Below are 16,670 nucleotides of genomic sequence, written 5' to 3' on the forward strand. Positions count from 1 at the left end.
CATGAAAACAACTGACAAAAAAATAATTAGTTTTTATTCCCCAACAGCCAATCAGGGATTAAAGACACTATCGTTAGCATATGCGAACCGGTTAGCCAATGAAAGGTATAGAGTTCTATACGTTGAACTTGACACAACGGCTCATGGATTCGCTCAAGCACTACAAATCGACACCGAAAATCAAAACATCCTTGAATATTTGAGTGCTTCATTAAGTGGTGATTTCAACTTTGATAATTTCATCATCACAAAAAAAATGTTGCTTGAAGAAAGCGATAAGAAAAGTCGAGAAATTTATCAGCAACTAGAAGATGATTTGGACTATCTGATTCTACCGATGAAACTTGAACCTGAACTCGTTCCTAACCTCGTGGAGACTGATTCTGAAAGCGTCGACGCTTTCGTTCTCGAATATGTAGATCGAATTGTTGATACGCTTCGTGACAGTATTTACGACCATGTAGTAATCAAGCTGCCGAACGATATTGACCATATATTCACTTATCAAACGATGACAAATAGTGACGTAATTTTATCGGTAATCAGTCCATCGGTAATTCGTTTATTGGAATTAAAGGAACGAAAAGATTTCTTATTCGAACACAATCCGTCCTTGAAAGATAAGTGGACGAACATCGTTAATCTTGCCAGTGACGAACTGACTAAAAAAGATTATGACGAAATGTTGGGGGATGCACATATCATCAACTTTGATCCTCAACGGTTACGTGATGAATGGGCTTTACGGACTGACTCAGACTACATTCGTGAACAGATGGAAGAAATCATCGACGGTAACGGTATTCGCATGACACTTAGCAAATACGTTGAACAAAAAGGACTTAGAAAAATGTTCTCAAGAAGTTGATGGAAGGGAGACTTGATGATGAAAAATATCATACCGAAGTATAGATCGCTTGAATCTCGTACCAAAAACAAAGTCAATATCAGTGACTTATTCTACCTGAACGTACAATCAAAAATTTCATCGACTAATTCGAACGCTGCTCTTTCTGAAAAGCTAATCGAGCAAGTCAAAGAAGCACTTCAAACTGAAACGGAACTCATTCGAAATTCTTTCGGGAATGAAAGACGGAGAGAACGATTAAGAGCGAGAATCCATGACATCGTATCGAAACCTGCATTCGTCGAAAGTCACAAAGCCGATTTAGGGAATCGACGACCCGTTGAGGTAACGAAGATCATTCTTGAAAAATTGGTTGGGCTTGATGTACTCGAAGATTTACGGAAAGACCCGAACATCACAGATATAAAAGTCATCAACTTTGATCACATCCGAGTTGACCATATTCACAAAGGGAAATACCGGACGGAATTATCGTTTGACAGCATGAAATCGTATAACGAATTGCTAAACCGTTTTGCTTTTGCTAGTAGCAAACCATTTTCACAAGGAACACCATCTTACGATGCCATGTTCCCTCAAATGCGTATCAACGTCGTCGGTTATGACTTAGCAAAAACACCTTCACTTCAATTACGAAGTGTTTCTAAAAAACTTCGAATTAGTCAAAAGAACATGATTGAAACAGGTTATCTGAATCAAGAAATGTACAACCTACTCAAACTGACATTCCCTACACATTCGCATTTGTTCAGTGGAGAAACAGGAACAGGGAAAACTGAATTATTCCGGTATTTGGCACGTTACACGAAGCCAAAAACAGATATTGTCATGATCGAAGATACACCGGAATCTTATCTCGATGAACTATACGACATGATTCAATACTCGATAACAATGTGGAAGAACAGAGAAGCAAAAGGGGATTCCAATTCAGACTTCGGGTACAGATACCATCTGAAAAATGCCATGCGTCAAAACTTTGATTACATCTTCATGCAAGAGTCTCGTGGTGCTGAAATGTTAGATATTTTGAAGGCGTTAAGTACAGGACATATCGTAAGTTCAACGATTCATGGTAAGTCGGCATTTGGGGCAATCAACCGAGCCATTGATTTATGTCAAGAAGCCCAAATGTTAACTAATGAGGTTTATGGTAAACGATTAGTCGGAGAAGATGGTTTCCGAATCGGAATCCATGTAGAACGTTTTGGTGAAAAACGAGTACGGAAAATTAATCAAATCGTTGAATATACGGACTACAAAGATGGAACAACCGTCGGTAACGTTTTATTCCAGTACGACGAAATCAAAGGAACTCACGTACAAAAAGATGCTATGTCTGAAAGGTTATGGAATGAACTTCTTTCCTACCATAAAGACTTGAGTGATATTGCAAAACTTGCACCTAAACAAAAGGCGTTGATGTCTGTATGATGACACTTTTTGAATCCATTATTGAAAGTCATTTGATGGACGCTTTAGTTTTATTAATCATCGGCCTGTTAGCCTACATCGTACTGATTCGCTACTTGAGTAAGGAAAAAAAGAATCAAAGGAAACGGATTTCATCTTTGCTAAAAGAACGAGAAGAAAAACCAACTATGAAAACTCGTTATCCGTTCTTGAGATATGCAGATCCATCCTATCTTAAACAAGAAGCGAAGCAATACGAGGTGGATTTTGATAAACGAATGTACCTGACACACTTCATCACTGGTACGACGATAGGAGCGATTTTATTCATCGTTTATCTCAAGCCGTTCATCTTTTTAATCCCACTTGCTTGTTTGGGTGGTGTGGTTGCAACACTCATAAAACTACATGCTATTAAGCGTGATTATATACAGCAAACGGACTTCAAAATCAGTGTCTATATGTCGTCTCTAACAAGTGCTTTTGGTACTTTCGGAAACTTACGACAATCTTTAGAAAATGTAATTCCGATGCTTGAAGATCCGATTCGTACAGATGTAGAAAGAGCATTTACCATCCTAGAGGATGGGAAAAGCGTGAGACAAGCGTTCCATCACATGAATGAAAAATATCCTCAAATGGTGGTTCAACTGTTTCATGAACAATTGGAAGTTCTGAATGAAAGTGGCACTTCTGACATTGCAAAGTTACGGACAGTGGCAAATCAAATGAAAGAAAAAGAAGTATTCAAGCGACAGTTGGCAACCGTTCACCGATCACAGTTTAAAGTATGGCGTTCATTCGCTTTAATGACGTACTCGTTACCGTTCGTATTCATTCTGATCTCTTACGATAACTACGTCACGATCATGGGAAACCCCATTGCGAGTGCGGTATTTGTAGCAGTAACGGCATACACGCTTTATATCTACAAACAGTTGGCTAAAATCGAAATTTACGATCCAACTGAACCATTGAACAACTAAAAAAACAACCAAAAGGGAGATACATGAATCATGAAAAACTTCATCGCAAAATTACAAGCAAAAGCAACAATCAAAGCACTCGACGCAAAAGAAGGAGTCGGAAACTTCGTCACTTCTGAAATTTCTGCTAAAGGAACAATGGAAGAAGGAGTCAACTCTTACGGTGCAGTCGTTTTAGGTGTCATCGTCATTGCAGCAGCCGTCGTCGCATATAAACTTGGCTTCGCTAACATCCTTGATTTCTTCCAAAAAGGAACAACGAAACGTCCGGCTGATTGGGTTTAAGAAAGGGTGAAACAGCTTGTCGCTACCGAACTTTGAAATGCCAACCTTAACGCAAGTGGTGTCGGTAGTGGCTCTCTTAATCATCGGAATCTTAGCTTATCGAGTCATCCTACTCATGAGCGAAGTAAAGTCTCGTAAACGGTTTGTCCTCAAGTCCTTCCTCAAGGAAGGACAAGAGGAACAGCCAAAGACTTATTCGTTGTTAGAGCGAGTCACTTCATTTGAAAAATATAGAACTCACGTTGAAACCAAACTCAACGAAGCAAAAATCAGTCAGTCCTTCACTAATTTTATGACTAAGCGAATTATCAATACTGTTTTATGTGTTGTTTACATGGCAGGAATGGGCTTCTTCTTAAATCTAAGTTTGTTTTATTACTTAGCTATTCCATTCGCCATTCTTGTTTTCTCGATTCCGATGAAACAGTTAAATAAGCGTAAGGATGCTTATTATAAACAACTTCGTTTGGAATTACCGATGTACCTTGCATCGTTCGGAGTGCTTTTGAAAGACCGGACACCGATAGATGCAGTCAGATCCAGTGTCGATTATGCAGGATATTACTTACGTCCTTATGTCGAAACACTCGTCACTGAAATCGAACTTTATCCCACAGATGGGCGACCATATCATAACTTTTCGAAAGGTGTACAAGTCCGAGAAGCACAAGAGTTTATGATTGCCTTTCAACAAATGATGAAAGTGACTTCTGTTAATGGTTCAGCCATTATTGACCATCAAATTGAAGTCATGAATCAAATGCAACAAGAGACGTTTAAAGAAGAATTGGAAGATCGAGCAGACTTGCTTGATAAGTTCATCATGTCTATGATGCTTCCTTTCATCGTCGTGATTATCAGTTTTTTAATCATTATGATGATGTCTCAATTCAGTTCCATCGTTACCCAATAAACCAACTAAAAGGGAGCAATTAATCATGTTAAAAGAAAAAATGGCAGCACTCACAGCAAAGATCGAAATGAAAAAAATGGACGTACAAGATCAAGTGAAAGACTTCGTTACTTCGGAAGTTTCTGCTAAAGGAACAATGGAAGAAGGAGTCAACTCTTACGGTGCTGTTGTATTAGGTGTCATCGTCATTGCACTTGCTGTTCTTGCTTACAAAGCAGGGTTCGCGAACATCTTAGATTTCTTCCAAGATGGAACTACGAAGCGTCCGGTTGATTGGCAGTAAGTATCAATAAGAAATGAATTTTAACGGTCAGAGTCTCTTGACTTTGACCGTTCTTTTTATAAGTTTTGGAAAGGGGAAATTGAAAATGAAGGGACAAATTGGTACGTTGTTTGGAATGTTGATTTTGATTCCGTTGATTGTTTTAGTACCCGAATTAATCGTCTACGGTGTACAGACACAAAAAGTCTCAACTATCGCTTCAAACATTACGAGAGAAGCAGAACGACAAGGAGGAGTACCACAAAGTGTTAAGGACTATGCTTACTCACAATTGGCAGACAACGGGTTAGATACAAAGGGTTATAAAGTCTCTTACAATCGTACTGGTGTTATCAATGCAGGAGAGAAAATTGAAGTGACAGTAAAAGGAACTTATGAATTTAGTATGTTCAATTTTTTAGGTACAGGATTAGGTACATCTAAACTCGATATAATCCAAAAAGAATCAGGTTATTCACAAGTATGGCAACGTTAAATGTGATTATTACATCTATCTTTTGTTGTGTTACACTCAATCTGAATATCATGGTGGTTTCGCCATGCTCTTAGAAAACAGATTGGAGTTTAGGATTATGTCTTATCCCAGTAAGTCGTATAAGGTTCATCCGATGTTCCGAGTGCTGTATAGCAGTATTTTTGAAGTGTTGAATCGAAATAAATCACCTTTTCTTGACTACTATTTGGATAAGGCAGTTGGAGAAAAAGAGCGTCAACGTTTGAGCCAATTTGATTATAATGACCTGATTATTGAAATGGTAAATCAAATGCAGGACGCTCTTTCTAAAACGAATTATGATGATTTTAGTCTGACCATTATTTTGGATAGGCGAACGGAAATGTTGAGAAAAGCGTACAAAAATACGCTAAACACACCAGAGAATCTTACACCAACCAATTTTAGAGTTCCACCTGCTACTATCCGACAAGTGACTGAAATGAAACATGAAACGTTAGGCAACGTAATTGAATTAGCGACACTTTACTATGCAATCCGACTTCCTGAACTTGATTTTGAACTTATGTTTGACGTGTATGTACGCTATTTGGAGTCGGGTAAACTCTTTATGTGAAAGGAGAATCACCTTATGTCAGAACGTGAAACCATCGACCCTTCTGAAATCAAAAATGCGAAGATTACAAATACTGATCCTCGATTTTTAGAAGCGTTGGCTAAACTCAAACGAGTGCAACTGTCCGAAAATCACATGGCAGTTAAAGAAACATTTGAAGTCGATGAAAACGGTACGATTTTGCTCGATCCGAATAATCCCACTCATAGAGAATGGATGGGCGAAGATGAATGAGTGATAAGAAGCATCCTGATGAATCAGAAGAAAATCTTTTTGCCGTCGGTGACGTTTACTACGCCAACGTTCGTTTTAAAGACTTAGAGGGCAATTACAGACCGCAGGGTGAAAAGTGGCGACCTGTCGTTGCCTTGTATGATTTTAACGAAAATGAAGTCGCTTTCTATATGATTACTTCGACCACCACAGGCTATTTAAGTGAACGATTCGGGTGTCAGATTCATGATTTAGAGTCTGCCGGCCTGACGAAGCCATCAATGGTGAGGTTAGGAGTCGGGTTCAGGTATGACCTGAACGAGCCGAATCCATTAGGAGGACGTAAAGGAGAGCTTTCAACGGATGATATGATCCGAATCGTTGATGCGTATGAACGAATCTCAAGGCAAGAAAGAATCCGTACTCAAGAGCAAATGAACAATGCTAAAACATACGAAAATCAAAAAGAGCAGCCACCACCCAAAAAAGATTTTGAGCAAGAACGATAAAACAGCCGATTGAGTAAACTCAATCGGCTGTTTTTTTGTTTTATTGATTCTGTCTTGATTGCAGAATTGAATTGATTTCATCTTGATAGGCTGCTCTAACAAGAGGGATAAAATCGTACAGACGATATGACTTAACAAAAACACCGAGGTTCGCATAAATCGAACCGTCAAGATTTCTTAATGGAGGAATTGACTTTTGAATACCGAGTAGTAAACAACTGTTTTGGTTAAAAACTTCTCCTGAACGAACTACTCTTGTTTCTTGTAGCTTCACTAATGGAGAGCCACTAGAGCCATGATAAGCCGGTATATTGACTAAGAAATCTTGTTGACCTTGATAATCATAAGCAATGTGGGAAGAAGTATCGCCAGTACGCATGATAGGTAAGTTGTTATGCTCATCCGAAAGTCCGGCAGGATAACCGATCATAACGACTTCTTCCAATGCTTTCAAGTCTTGAATGGCTTCTCTTGTAGGCACATCTTCAAAACTAAGTGCTCGCATAAACAAATTCATTCCTGCATCTGAAAAACTCTTGTAAATGTCAGAAATATCTATGATACATAAATCGACGTTAGGATCGGGATGATAGAAAACAAATCGGTTCAAATCCTCTTCACCCATGAAGAGGGAATGTTGAAAGTCAGAACGATGCCCTGATTCGTTCGATTCGTTCATAACAAATTCTAGTTCGATTGCGTCCTCGATCACATGACGGTTGGTGACAATCACTTTCAAATGATGTTCGATTTCATCAATTCCAAAGTCAAAGAAAAAACCAGTACCCTTGTTTTCTTTCTTTTGTTCTTCAATCACACCATTTTTTTTTGTGGTCGTAATCTTTTCTACCGTTGAAACTAATCGTGTTGTAGTGTGTTGCAAATTACCCGTAAATTCGCGAATCTCCAAGTTTTTCCCCTCCTTGTATCCAGTATGACTTATGAAAATACTCCCTGCAAATTTTATGGAAAAAGCCTTTTTATGGCTCATGGAGCAGTCTCTAAGGCTTTGACAAGCCCAAGAGACTGCAATCCACCGCAATGCCCCTGAAGCGCCCGATAACGACAGCCTGACGAGGACAGGCCCAACGATGGAGCATGTTGTGGCTCGATCCTCTACATATCAGAGATATGTCAGTCTGTACGTTCCTGTTCGCTTCTTAACGGGTCATTCGGAGCGTTCGAGATAAAACCCCCTTCAAGACAAGTTCATGGGCTTGCTGGAGCAAGCGAGGAAGCATCCGGTGAACCGGATGCGAAGGTCATTTTTTCCGTTTTTCCCTTCGGACGATACACCTCTTTGACCCCGAACGGATTCAACCAGGGTAAGCATCTGCTTCGCTTCTTTTCCCTGTTTTCATCTCGTCGGGGCGTTCCCCGTCAAGGGGCAGCAATTTTTTTCTGAACCGTCCATAAAAGGACATGGACGAGAAATAAATGGACTGCTGAAACCCTTGACGGCTCTCTTGCAAAGGGTGTCTCGTTCTACGTGTCAAAACGGCAAAAATTCACCCTTTCGGGCAAGCTGTCCGAAGGAACGAAAAAAATGGAGGAACAAAACATGAAACTTCAAGAACTTAAAAACATTTCAAAATCAAAATCAAGAAGCAGAAAAGACCAACTGAATGACATCCTTGCAATTAGTCGAATGGCAATGATTCACTCGACGGTTTACGGAGAATTTGAAATTGTCGAATACGAAGATCATCTTGTTTTTCATTTTTCTTCCGAACATTACGGCAATGTTCAAGAGACGTTCAAGACAAGAGAAGAACTGGAACGAATCAAACAAAATCTTCAAATGGCTTATTACGAAGTCGAAGACCTTACAAGTCAATACCGACATGAACAGACAATCACTGAAAAACTCATTACAAAAGCAAATCTGTTTTTCGAAGCAACTTCCGAAAATCAAAAATTGAACATTAAAGAAGTCGCTTTGAAAATCACTGAACTTGAACATACAGAACAATCATCACTCAATTACCTACTTGAAATTTACGCTCACTTAAATAAACAACTGTTACAGGTTTCCTTCACAGGGTTAATGGCTGCCACGAATAAAGTCGAATTGATTGAACGGTCACATCCACCTTTCCATTTCTATACGAAGTTTGCATGACTCAACAAAAATAGATGGAGCGATTTCTTGAGAAATCGTTCTCCATCTTTAAATTAAAATCACGAATCGGAGGAAATTAAAATGCCAACTAATCAAGAGAAACGATTTACTTTTAAACAAAGAGGAAGAGGAATCAGAAAGAACTTAACGACTTACTTTTCTGTTCGAATCTTACAAGGATTTGCTATAACAATTCTATTCTATTTCTTTATTAATACTTCTTCTGAAAGACAGATAGCCTTTAAGTATATTGTATGGACTTTACCTGTATGGGTTGTCATGGGAACGATGTTATTTGAATCAATTCGAGTGATAATCGAAGAACAAATAAGAATCAAAAGAGAAAAGAGTGCAAAGAAGAAAGAGACGATTTGGTAAAATCGTTTCTTTCTTCTACTACATGACTTCACTATAATTATCTTTAGATGGCTTATGGAGGGATGATTTTGGAAAATCAGATTTATGAACTAACTATTATTTCTTATGTGTTACTCATAGTGGGAATAATGTATACAACTTTTTCAAAAGTAAAGGACTATAAACGGTTCATGAAAAGGCTTGAAGAAACAGACTTAAAGGTGAGAAAGGCAGATCGAGAACTTTACATTTTAGGTTCGATGACTCTAATTTTAATCATGGTAGGATTCACTTATTTATACTGGACTAATGAAAATATCTTTCCACCATATCTACTTGTAGCAGGATTATGTTTCGTCATTCCTGATATGATGTTTACTCGATGGTTTTCCAAGTTACAACATAATTATGATGTAGTGGCTTCATGGATTACTCAAATTCAATACAAGATGAAATTCATTCATCATTATCAAGCAACCTTTCCTGAACAAGAAAAAGAGCGATTATTAGGTTTGGGACATGAATTTCTTCAAAAGGGTTATGAACCGAGTGGATTATGGAATAATTATTTATTGATGGGATTGATAGAACAAGTAAAGAACTATGAAAAGTCCGAATATCTGCATAATTTAAGCGTGGAACTAGCCTTATCCGAAAATGAAAAAAAGGACTTCATAGAGAATAAGAAGTATTAAGAGACGCAAAAAGCGTTTCTTTTTTTGTGTTTAATTATATAAAATAAAAATATTTATTAGTTCTTTTATGTCTTTTATTTATATACTTTTGATATTAAAAATGGTATAATTAAGTTAATTAATACGGGATGGGAGTGATTGGAATGGCAGGATTTAAAGTGGTTCGTGATGATTTTCATAGAGCGATGATGAAAGAGTCTTTAATCAATATTCCGATTTTAGAAGGACAAACACATGGTGATTATCAAGAAGGACAATATAAAGTCCGATTGCATGGTGGGGCAGAAGATCAACTCATGTTCGAAATCGTAATGGATAAAGATCCGTTTACTGCAAGTGAAAGAGACGTTTTCGAACCATTGGAAATTTTAGCGAAAACGTTTGATGTAAACGCTATGTATGCGTTGAATCCGACAAACGATAACTATGAATTGATGTGATGTGAGATGGAATTTATGAAGGACAGAAGATTTCAATTGGTCATTGGGAGTAGTGTTCTGATGTTGTTGCTGCTCTACGGTATACCGATGTTTACACGTTTTCGTCATAATCCCATCATGCTAATGATGGAACTGATTATGTTGAGTGGCATGATTTTCAGCATATTGGTGATCTCTTATGTTCTATCCAGTAGAGACCGATATAAAGCGAAGGGAGAGGAAGAATGATGTTAGAAATGCTTAGTAATTTCAGCATAGTTAAGATGTGGGGATATTCTGTACCACCGTTCGTATTTTTATTTGCACTAGGTTATGTGTTCCGGTTCTTTTGGAAAATTGCCTTTGCACTTGTAAAAATGATATTGCCTTTGCTTATTTTGACAACGTTCTTTTATTATATTTTTTCTTAGGAGGGATAATGAAGTATGAATAACAGAATTGAATTGTATGTGCTTCGTACAATCCATAATCTTTTCGTTTTGTTAAGTCAGTATTATCGGTATTTTTTAAAAGTGAAAGACTATAAAACAACGAACATGATTATTGTTATTTCGGCAGCCGCAAATGTTTTTTTGTCGTTAGAATTGACTGATTCAGATTCGAAGTTAGTGTTGATAATGGTTCATGTACTGATTCTTTTCTTTCTTTGTATGGTGAGTTTTAAGTTAGATCATGACAATAACGAAAATGAAGCACATGATTTAACAATCACTATTTTCACTACATTGTTTTTACCGAGCATAGTAATTTATGCTTATTCACTCGTTATGGAACTAATATAAAATCAAAATAAGAAAAGAGGATTTCTAAGTGAATGATGTGAATAAAAATCGAGAAGCATATTATAGTGAACAAAAAGAAAACGTAACTTTCTTACTTGGTTTTAGTGGAGTGATTCTTGCGATTGCGACGTTTCATTATGCTTTATATAAAATTAGAGCATCCGAATATTTCAAAGTCAGTTCAGACCTTTTAAATGAAACTATGCTTATAGACGGCATTAGAGCATTTGTTGAGTTAATCGTATTAATTTTAATGATGGCAAGTTTGTATATTTTTTCGACTCTAATTTTTAGAAGTCAATTATCGGGAAAGAAATTAAGCGAATACGAAGATAAAAAAATTGAAGCATTTGTCATAGTAATAGCGTCTGTAATATTTATAATTATGCTTCACTGTATCAATTCATCTTTTGAGTCAGGTTATCAGGGCGATCTTCCTGCTACTAAAAGAGCATTTATCCTTTTTAATAGACTATTGATAGTTCAAATATTTGTAATTACGATTAACTTTTTACTTACCTTGAGACATGATGGAGGAAAATCATATATAGCAGCTCCGGTTGCACAACAAATGCTCTATGTTTTGTTCGTGATTTTCTTCATAATTACACCTTACATTTATATGGATGTTCAAACTACTCTAACCGAAGAAATTGTTGTGACAGATGACGGTAAATTTATGTTGGTAGAGAAGGATTCAAGTTCCGTTCTATTAAGAGAAATGAAAGCTAAAAATCCGAAAGAAAATGAATACTATTTGACTGATAAATATGTAGTAAAAGATGCGAAAAACGTTGAGTTAAGGGTTCAACCTATAATGGAGACAATCAACTTTGAAAAAGAAGGCTATTTAAAATATGAAGTTGAAGGAAGAAATTAATAAAAGAATGAGGTAAACGATGGATTTTAAAGCAAGAATCACCTTAATTATTTCCATTATTGTTTTAGCAACGTGGCTATCCTTTAAAGGACAATTTTTCATGCCCCAGTGGTCAATGACGCTTATCTATTATTTTATGATCGCTTGTGTCGTGTACATGATTTCTTCGAAAAACAAAGAGCAAAATACCTTACGAATAATTCATACAAAAAATGATGAAGGAGAAACATTGTATGAAGTTGATGGAGAGTCCTTAACTGAAAAAGAAACAATTTTATGGATTGTTCAAAAAATGGATGTAGATGAAAAAGAAGCGAAAAGATTTTTAGACAAGACTTCGGAAAGGCAGGGAGAGCGATGAATACGTTAGTCAGAAATACGATATGTTCAATTTTAATGCTTGTAGCAATAGCGATGGCATTTAGTCACTCATACTTTAGCGAATTTTGGACGAGTCTGATTTATGCAACCATTTTAACCATAGGTGTTTATATGGTTTATGACGCAATAAGAGAAAATTATAAACGACGTATTAAATTCTTTAGAGACACGTTCAAAGTTAAAGTCACTCATAAAGAAGAAATGAACACATTTTCTTACTTTCTTTTGGATAAAGAAGTAACTAGAGAACAAATCTTAGAGTTAGTTCAACTAACATATGAACTATCTTCTCGAAAAGCTAATAAGTATGTTGTTCACTTTGAAAGCGAAAGTAGAAATCAAGATGAAAGATAAATTTTTTTTGAGAATGATATTAGAAGGGCAGGGCGAGAAGTGAGTAAATCAGTCAAATTTTTTTTAGGAATAATATATCTCATAGCGATAGTGATTGGACTTAACCACTCTTATATTGGTTTATTGGGTGCAACGTTGCTTTATCTTGGACTTGCGATGATCGGTGTTGTTTATATAGTCATTGAATCAAATTTTAGGAGAAGACTTAAATATTTAAGAGAAGCCTTGAATATTAGAGTAACTTATGAAGAGGACAACAATTTTGCTTACTCTTTTGCAAATATAAAATCTAATAGAGAAGAAATTTTAAAATTAATTCAAGATGAATTTAGTGAGTTATCATTTCGAAGAATAAATTATTTTGTTGAGTATTTAGAAAATGAAAGTTTGAAAAAGCGAAGCTAACAGCATCGCTTTTTTTATATCCACAAAACGTCCGTTTAAAGGAGTTGTAATAAATCAAAGAATGCAGATTTTTCATTTTTGGAAAAAACATAGGTATATCAACGTTTTCGTTAAATTAATAAAAGTTCGTAAACTCGTCCACTTATCAAAGTTCTTTTATGGTATAATAAATACGTTAAGGGAACTCTTTTTCTGTTTTATAAGATAAATCAACGGAGGTTTTTATAATGAAATATACATATACAGAATTTTGTGTAAATCAAACGATTAACGCATTGAAAAATATACAAGGTATTCATACAGGGCATGACTTAGGATTAAAGGTTAGTCAATATTTGGAGGAAAATCTTGTCATCGAAAATTGGATTGATAAGGCAGAGTCATGGAAAAAAGAAATTCAGTCCTACTATGAATTTGCAGAGGAAGAAATCGGCATTGAAATTGATCCTGCTGATGATATGAAAGGATTTATTGTTGAGTCGATAGCTTTTAGTGCGAAAATTCTATTTGGCTTATCTGATACAGCAAGAGCAGCATGGATGCAGCCAGTAAACATTAAAACAATTCAAGACGATTTAACTTTTGATTTCAAAGCAGTAAAGCAAATTATTTTTCATGAAATTTAAGAAGATGAAAGAGAGAGGATTATTGAACTAGCATATTATTTTGTGAAGGGGAAATGAGATATGAAATTTGAATATAGTATGAATCCTATTAGTAAAGAGTATTTTTTTCTCACTGATACAGAACGAGCTTTAATTCAAATAAGTGTAATGGAATGGCATATAAATGATTATGTTCAAAGATTGACGACACCGGAAATGACGCTTAAAGAAGTAGCAGAACATGTAATCCTAGTGGAGTCTATGACTGATGTTGAACTGATTGAAAACTTAGCAGACATGGAAGAATCAATAGGCGGAGGTCACTGGCAAAGTAGCGATCCTCAAGAAGGAAGTAGGATCTTAGCTATTCGTCCGGAAATTTATAATTTATTCAAAAGAGGGAGAACTAAAAATACAGAAGAATTCTTTGAAGAACAAAATTGGAATTACGAAGGGCAGTTCATCAAAAAAACCATTTTCTAAATTTGTATGAATAAAGTGTAAGAAATATTTATGCAACAATCAAAAGTATTAAATTTTTCGGGAGGTAAACACAATGGCATACGAGAAACCGAAGTGTGAATGTGGAAGTGAATTAAATGTATATACACAATCCTTACATGGGAATATCACAAAGATAAAAAAAAACGGAGATTTTCACCTGAAATCAGACAGTTATTATGAAAAACGCGATATGAATCCTCGTTTAAAATGTGCTGATTGTCCAAGAGAATACGAAATAGACTTTGATGATAAATGTAGGGTTATTCGTGGAGATGTGCATTGTATGGACGATATGGAAGGACAATTGATCCAGTAGTAGTTTGATTTTAGCTTGAGGTTAAAAAGTAAATTTTATAGGGAGATGATGAAATGAAGCGAAATAAGAAACCAATGTTCCAAGAAACAGTCGAAGTAGATTACATCAAATGCGTTTATTGTGGTCATGACTTTGATGGAAGGGATGCACTGAATTATTCGGTTGAATCGAAAATTGTTAAATGTCCTAAGTGTTCTAAAAGAAACGATGTCAGCCTGAATATTGAATTTGTCAGTGTTCCTTATGAAGAAGATGAGGAAGATGAGGATTAACCGATAAAAGTTTGATTTGAAAGGGTGTGAAACCATGATTACAGTGAAATTTGAGTGTGATGAATGTGGTCACAAAGAAGAAGATTGTTCTTTCTTTGTCGATGGAGGCTATCAGAGTATCCACGTAACGTGTAGTGAATGTGGAAAAGAGGAAGTTGAGTACCGATAATAAAAACCTTAATTTAAAACCAATTATGAAGTATGGTACGGTATTTTGCGACCATATTAAAGAGGTGAAACAAGATGGCAAGAATCGGTTATGCGCGAGTTTCGACGGTAGATCAATCCCTGGATCTTCAAATTGATGCACTAAGCGAAGCAGGGTGCGAGCGTGTGTTTCAAGAGAAAGTGAGTGGTAGGGCGAAAGTGAAGCGTCCTGAATTTGAAAAATGTTTAGAATATTTACGTCCTGATGATGTACTCGTTGTATGGAAATTAGACCGGCTAGGGAGAAACGTCAAGGAACTCATGAGATTGGCAGAGGATTTGGAGGATAGAGGAATCGGTCTTCAAATTCTAACGATGGATATAGACACGACAACGCCTACTGGACGCTTGTTGTTCACGATCCTAGCAGGATTAGCAAAGATGGAACACGACCTCTTAATAGAGCGTACACAGGCAGGATTAAAGGCTGCTAGAGCAAGAGGCCGAGTAGGTGGACGTAAACCAATTCCTCAAGAGACCCTAGACCGAGCGTTTATGATGTATGATTCTAATGTGTCGGTCAAAGATATTTGCAGTATCTTATCCATAGGGAAAACGGCATTTCATCGTCATAATCAAAAACGGTTAGAACAAAAACGAAACGAAAAAGAGGGGGAAAAATAATGAATAATGTATTTTCTGATAATCCTGATTTTAGAAAGAATGCTTTTTTGAATTGGCGTACTCGTAAGGGTGACGATCTTTCGAATATGATAGTCATTGCCGAGGGATATAAGGAAACAACAATGGCTATGCTAGATAGTCTTCTTGAAACGAATTATGACAATAGAGCAGACGCATGGATTTTCCCAATTTTGTTTAGTGCCAACCACAGTATGGAAGTGTATTTGAAAAATATTTGTTGGTCTCTAAATCGACTTTTGAAAAAAGATGAAACTCAAAAAGGAAACACATTCTTATTTAATCATGAACTAAATAAGCATTATAAAAAGATGATGGAATTAGAAAATGAATATCACCCAAATTCTAATAAACAAGAATTTAACGCTTTGAATCATCGACTAAATGAATACATCACTGAACTCTATTCAAAAACAAAAGACATTACTTTTCCTAGATATACGTCAGGAACAAGTTCTCCACAATTTTATGTAGAAGAGTTGGACAATGTAGTGATTGACTTGGAAAACTTGAAAGAAATCTACACAGAAATTTTTAAAAATCTCGATCAATTAGCTTATCATTTTATGGACTTGTTGGAGAAAGAGCAGGAACACAAACAACTCATGGACGAACAGGCTCATGAACTGGAAAGCGAGTTTCATGACCAGTAATTAAAATCCCTTCAAGACAAATAAAAACGCCTTCTAATCTTGAGATTAGAGGGCGTTCTTTTCTTCGTAGTAAATCGGTTCTACGGGTGCTGGACTTTTTTTGCGTTTAGGAGCAGCCATTCGAATAACGAAGATCAACAAGTCGATTGCGAAGACGAAAGGTAGGATGATGCTGTTAACGATGATGAGAGCTACCTTCGCTACCCAAAGGAAGATAGAGAAGAAGATCCCTTTCCGTAGTTTAGTAACGCTCAAGAACGTTGAAAGCAAGCCAAAGCCATATCCTAAGAAGTAGAAGGAGAGGGCAGTAATGCTTGATTCGGACAAGTGAAGGAATCCAAACAATTTAGCGTAGTAAGTGATAACCGGAAAATCAATGTTATCCGGTGTCATTTCTGCCATTCCTGATAACAGGTAATGCAAAATAGAACCGACGATGATCGGATAAATGACAAATCGTTTAATTGCACCAAAATATTTCATTACATACACCTCTTTCCATCTAGTTACTAGAA

26 protein-coding genes are annotated in these 16,670 nt (G+C 36.4%); 24 read left to right on the forward strand and 2 right to left on the reverse strand.

From position 1 onward, the window contains the following. Window position 1 precedes the first annotated feature (1 nt). The 10 genes from AC3IRK_RS15860 (at window position 2) to AC3IRK_RS15905 (ending at window position 6,540) form a co-directional block, all read left to right on the forward strand. On the forward strand, window positions 2-868 hold the full coding sequence (locus AC3IRK_RS15860; protein WP_489170796.1) for a CpaE/TadZ family protein: 867 nt from the start codon (window positions 2-4) through the stop codon (window positions 866-868). Window positions 869-883: 15 nt separating this feature from the next. Next, complete coding sequence (locus AC3IRK_RS15865) at window positions 884-2,302, forward strand: ATPase, T2SS/T4P/T4SS family (protein WP_489170797.1); 1,419 nt, start codon at window positions 884-886, stop codon at window positions 2,300-2,302. Further along, window positions 2,299-3,267 (forward strand): hypothetical protein, encoded by a 969-nt coding sequence (locus tag AC3IRK_RS15870; RefSeq protein ID WP_489170798.1) that lies wholly within the window; start codon window positions 2,299-2,301, stop codon window positions 3,265-3,267. The genes AC3IRK_RS15865 and AC3IRK_RS15870 overlap by 4 nt, the downstream gene beginning before the upstream one ends. A gap of 30 nt (window positions 3,268-3,297) precedes the next feature. Then, window positions 3,298-3,552: a hypothetical protein gene (locus tag AC3IRK_RS15875; protein WP_489170799.1), complete on the forward strand. Its 255-nt coding sequence runs from the start codon at window positions 3,298-3,300 to the stop codon at window positions 3,550-3,552. Window positions 3,553-3,568: 16 nt separating this feature from the next. Beyond that, window positions 3,569-4,465, forward strand: a complete 897-nt coding sequence (locus AC3IRK_RS15880; protein WP_489170800.1) for a hypothetical protein — start codon at window positions 3,569-3,571, stop codon at window positions 4,463-4,465. 25 nt (window positions 4,466-4,490) lie between these two features. Beyond that, a complete protein-coding gene (locus AC3IRK_RS15885) occupies window positions 4,491-4,748 on the forward strand; it encodes a hypothetical protein (protein WP_489170801.1) in 258 nt (85 codons plus the stop codon). Between the two features lie 85 nt (window positions 4,749-4,833). Next, window positions 4,834-5,223, forward strand: a complete 390-nt coding sequence (locus AC3IRK_RS15890; RefSeq protein ID WP_489170802.1) for a DUF4320 family protein — start codon at window positions 4,834-4,836, stop codon at window positions 5,221-5,223. A gap of 97 nt (window positions 5,224-5,320) precedes the next feature. Then, window positions 5,321-5,818 carry a hypothetical protein gene (locus AC3IRK_RS15895; RefSeq protein ID WP_489170803.1) on the forward strand — a complete coding sequence of 166 codons (498 nt, stop codon included), beginning with the start codon at window positions 5,321-5,323 and terminating at the stop codon, window positions 5,816-5,818. A 15-nt stretch (window positions 5,819-5,833) separates the two neighbouring features. Next, window positions 5,834-6,052: a hypothetical protein gene (locus AC3IRK_RS15900; protein WP_489170804.1), complete on the forward strand. Its 219-nt coding sequence runs from the start codon at window positions 5,834-5,836 to the stop codon at window positions 6,050-6,052. Then, entirely contained in the window at window positions 6,049-6,540 is a 492-nt protein-coding gene (locus AC3IRK_RS15905; protein ID WP_489170805.1) for a hypothetical protein, read from the forward strand. The genes AC3IRK_RS15900 and AC3IRK_RS15905 overlap by 4 nt, the downstream gene beginning before the upstream one ends. A 40-nt stretch (window positions 6,541-6,580) precedes the next feature. On the opposite strand, the gene AC3IRK_RS15910 is transcribed toward AC3IRK_RS15905, so the two are convergent. Then, window positions 6,581-7,450, reverse strand: a complete 870-nt coding sequence (locus AC3IRK_RS15910; protein ID WP_489170806.1) for a S1 family peptidase — start codon at window positions 7,448-7,450, stop codon at window positions 6,581-6,583. A 651-nt stretch (window positions 7,451-8,101) separates the two neighbouring features. Between AC3IRK_RS15910 and AC3IRK_RS15915 the strand changes: the two genes are divergently transcribed. The 14 genes from AC3IRK_RS15915 to AC3IRK_RS15980 all read left to right on the forward strand — a co-directional run bounded on the left by AC3IRK_RS15915 (window position 8,102) and on the right by AC3IRK_RS15980 (window position 16,155). After that, window positions 8,102-8,662 (forward strand): hypothetical protein, encoded by a 561-nt coding sequence (locus AC3IRK_RS15915; protein WP_489170807.1) that lies wholly within the window; start codon window positions 8,102-8,104, stop codon window positions 8,660-8,662. An 81-nt stretch (window positions 8,663-8,743) separates the two neighbouring features. Next, entirely contained in the window at window positions 8,744-9,040 is a 297-nt protein-coding gene (locus AC3IRK_RS15920) for a hypothetical protein (protein ID WP_489170808.1), read from the forward strand. A 68-nt stretch (window positions 9,041-9,108) separates the two neighbouring features. Then, the gene (locus AC3IRK_RS15925; protein ID WP_489170737.1) at window positions 9,109-9,714 is read left to right on the forward strand and encodes a hypothetical protein; all 606 of its coding nucleotides are present in this window, start codon (window positions 9,109-9,111) and stop codon (window positions 9,712-9,714) included. 143 nt (window positions 9,715-9,857) lie between these two features. Next, a complete protein-coding gene (locus AC3IRK_RS15930; RefSeq protein WP_489170738.1) occupies window positions 9,858-10,154 on the forward strand; it encodes a hypothetical protein in 297 nt (98 codons plus the stop codon). A gap of 810 nt (window positions 10,155-10,964) precedes the next feature. Further along, a complete protein-coding gene (locus tag AC3IRK_RS15935; RefSeq protein WP_489170739.1) occupies window positions 10,965-11,816 on the forward strand; it encodes a hypothetical protein in 852 nt (283 codons plus the stop codon). A 19-nt stretch (window positions 11,817-11,835) separates the two neighbouring features. Further along, the gene (locus AC3IRK_RS15940; protein WP_489170740.1) at window positions 11,836-12,177 is read left to right on the forward strand and encodes a hypothetical protein; all 342 of its coding nucleotides are present in this window, start codon (window positions 11,836-11,838) and stop codon (window positions 12,175-12,177) included. Further along, the gene (locus AC3IRK_RS15945; protein WP_489170741.1) at window positions 12,174-12,551 is read left to right on the forward strand and encodes a hypothetical protein; all 378 of its coding nucleotides are present in this window, start codon (window positions 12,174-12,176) and stop codon (window positions 12,549-12,551) included. The genes AC3IRK_RS15940 and AC3IRK_RS15945 overlap by 4 nt, the downstream gene beginning before the upstream one ends. A 39-nt stretch (window positions 12,552-12,590) precedes the next feature. Then, window positions 12,591-12,956 carry a hypothetical protein gene (locus AC3IRK_RS15950; RefSeq protein ID WP_489170742.1) on the forward strand — a complete coding sequence of 122 codons (366 nt, stop codon included), beginning with the start codon at window positions 12,591-12,593 and terminating at the stop codon, window positions 12,954-12,956. A 227-nt stretch (window positions 12,957-13,183) separates the two neighbouring features. Beyond that, window positions 13,184-13,582: a hypothetical protein gene (locus AC3IRK_RS15955; RefSeq protein ID WP_489170743.1), complete on the forward strand. Its 399-nt coding sequence runs from the start codon at window positions 13,184-13,186 to the stop codon at window positions 13,580-13,582. Window positions 13,583-13,642: 60 nt separating this feature from the next. After that, a complete protein-coding gene (locus tag AC3IRK_RS15960) occupies window positions 13,643-14,044 on the forward strand; it encodes a hypothetical protein (RefSeq protein ID WP_489170744.1) in 402 nt (133 codons plus the stop codon). Window positions 14,045-14,117: 73 nt separating this feature from the next. Next, window positions 14,118-14,381, forward strand: a complete 264-nt coding sequence (locus tag AC3IRK_RS15965) for a hypothetical protein (protein WP_489170745.1) — start codon at window positions 14,118-14,120, stop codon at window positions 14,379-14,381. A gap of 53 nt (window positions 14,382-14,434) precedes the next feature. Beyond that, a complete protein-coding gene (locus tag AC3IRK_RS15970) occupies window positions 14,435-14,653 on the forward strand; it encodes a hypothetical protein (protein ID WP_489170746.1) in 219 nt (72 codons plus the stop codon). 243 nt (window positions 14,654-14,896) lie between these two features. Next, on the forward strand, window positions 14,897-15,484 hold the full coding sequence (locus tag AC3IRK_RS15975; RefSeq protein WP_489170747.1) for a recombinase family protein: 588 nt from the start codon (window positions 14,897-14,899) through the stop codon (window positions 15,482-15,484). Next, on the forward strand, window positions 15,484-16,155 hold the full coding sequence (locus tag AC3IRK_RS15980) for a hypothetical protein (RefSeq protein ID WP_489170748.1): 672 nt from the start codon (window positions 15,484-15,486) through the stop codon (window positions 16,153-16,155). Before AC3IRK_RS15975 ends, AC3IRK_RS15980 begins: the two co-directional genes overlap by 1 nt. A gap of 45 nt (window positions 16,156-16,200) precedes the next feature. Here the strand turns inward: AC3IRK_RS15980 and AC3IRK_RS15985 are convergent, their stop codons facing one another. Next, the gene (locus AC3IRK_RS15985) at window positions 16,201-16,638 is read right to left on the reverse strand and encodes a hypothetical protein (RefSeq protein WP_489170749.1); all 438 of its coding nucleotides are present in this window, start codon (window positions 16,636-16,638) and stop codon (window positions 16,201-16,203) included. Window positions 16,639-16,670 lie beyond the last annotated feature (32 nt).

It is taken from the genome of Exiguobacterium sp. GL_137, assembly GCF_057834585.1.

Excerpts from the sequence above, each read along its gene's own strand:
- AC3IRK_RS15860 (WP_489170796.1), top strand. The coding sequence starts at position 2 with ATGAAAACAACTGACAAAAAAATAATTAGTTTTTATTCCCCAACAGCC.
- AC3IRK_RS15865 (WP_489170797.1), top strand. The coding sequence starts at position 884 with ATGATGAAAAATATCATACCGAAGTATAGATCGCTTGAATCTCGTACC.
- AC3IRK_RS15870 (WP_489170798.1), top strand. The coding sequence starts at position 2,299 with ATGATGACACTTTTTGAATCCATTATTGAAAGTCATTTGATGGACGCT.
- AC3IRK_RS15875 (WP_489170799.1), top strand. The coding sequence starts at position 3,298 with ATGAAAAACTTCATCGCAAAATTACAAGCAAAAGCAACAATCAAAGCA.
- AC3IRK_RS15885 (WP_489170801.1), top strand. The coding sequence starts at position 4,491 with ATGTTAAAAGAAAAAATGGCAGCACTCACAGCAAAGATCGAAATGAAA.
- AC3IRK_RS15890 (WP_489170802.1), top strand. The coding sequence starts at position 4,834 with ATGAAGGGACAAATTGGTACGTTGTTTGGAATGTTGATTTTGATTCCG.
- AC3IRK_RS15895 (WP_489170803.1), top strand. The coding sequence starts at position 5,321 with ATGTCTTATCCCAGTAAGTCGTATAAGGTTCATCCGATGTTCCGAGTG.
- AC3IRK_RS15900 (WP_489170804.1), top strand. The coding sequence starts at position 5,834 with ATGTCAGAACGTGAAACCATCGACCCTTCTGAAATCAAAAATGCGAAG.
- AC3IRK_RS15905 (WP_489170805.1), top strand. The coding sequence starts at position 6,049 with ATGAGTGATAAGAAGCATCCTGATGAATCAGAAGAAAATCTTTTTGCC.
- AC3IRK_RS15915 (WP_489170807.1), top strand. The coding sequence starts at position 8,102 with ATGAAACTTCAAGAACTTAAAAACATTTCAAAATCAAAATCAAGAAGC.
- AC3IRK_RS15920 (WP_489170808.1), top strand. The coding sequence starts at position 8,744 with ATGCCAACTAATCAAGAGAAACGATTTACTTTTAAACAAAGAGGAAGA.
- AC3IRK_RS15930 (WP_489170738.1), top strand. The coding sequence starts at position 9,858 with ATGGCAGGATTTAAAGTGGTTCGTGATGATTTTCATAGAGCGATGATG.
- AC3IRK_RS15940 (WP_489170740.1), top strand. The coding sequence starts at position 11,836 with ATGGATTTTAAAGCAAGAATCACCTTAATTATTTCCATTATTGTTTTA.
- AC3IRK_RS15945 (WP_489170741.1), top strand. The coding sequence starts at position 12,174 with ATGAATACGTTAGTCAGAAATACGATATGTTCAATTTTAATGCTTGTA.
- AC3IRK_RS15955 (WP_489170743.1), top strand. The coding sequence starts at position 13,184 with ATGAAATATACATATACAGAATTTTGTGTAAATCAAACGATTAACGCA.
- AC3IRK_RS15960 (WP_489170744.1), top strand. The coding sequence starts at position 13,643 with ATGAAATTTGAATATAGTATGAATCCTATTAGTAAAGAGTATTTTTTT.
- AC3IRK_RS15965 (WP_489170745.1), top strand. The coding sequence starts at position 14,118 with ATGGCATACGAGAAACCGAAGTGTGAATGTGGAAGTGAATTAAATGTA.
- AC3IRK_RS15970 (WP_489170746.1), top strand. The coding sequence starts at position 14,435 with ATGAAGCGAAATAAGAAACCAATGTTCCAAGAAACAGTCGAAGTAGAT.
- AC3IRK_RS15975 (WP_489170747.1), top strand. The coding sequence starts at position 14,897 with ATGGCAAGAATCGGTTATGCGCGAGTTTCGACGGTAGATCAATCCCTG.
- AC3IRK_RS15980 (WP_489170748.1), top strand. The coding sequence starts at position 15,484 with ATGAATAATGTATTTTCTGATAATCCTGATTTTAGAAAGAATGCTTTT.
- AC3IRK_RS15985 (WP_489170749.1), bottom strand. The coding sequence starts at position 16,638 with ATGAAATATTTTGGTGCAATTAAACGATTTGTCATTTATCCGATCATC.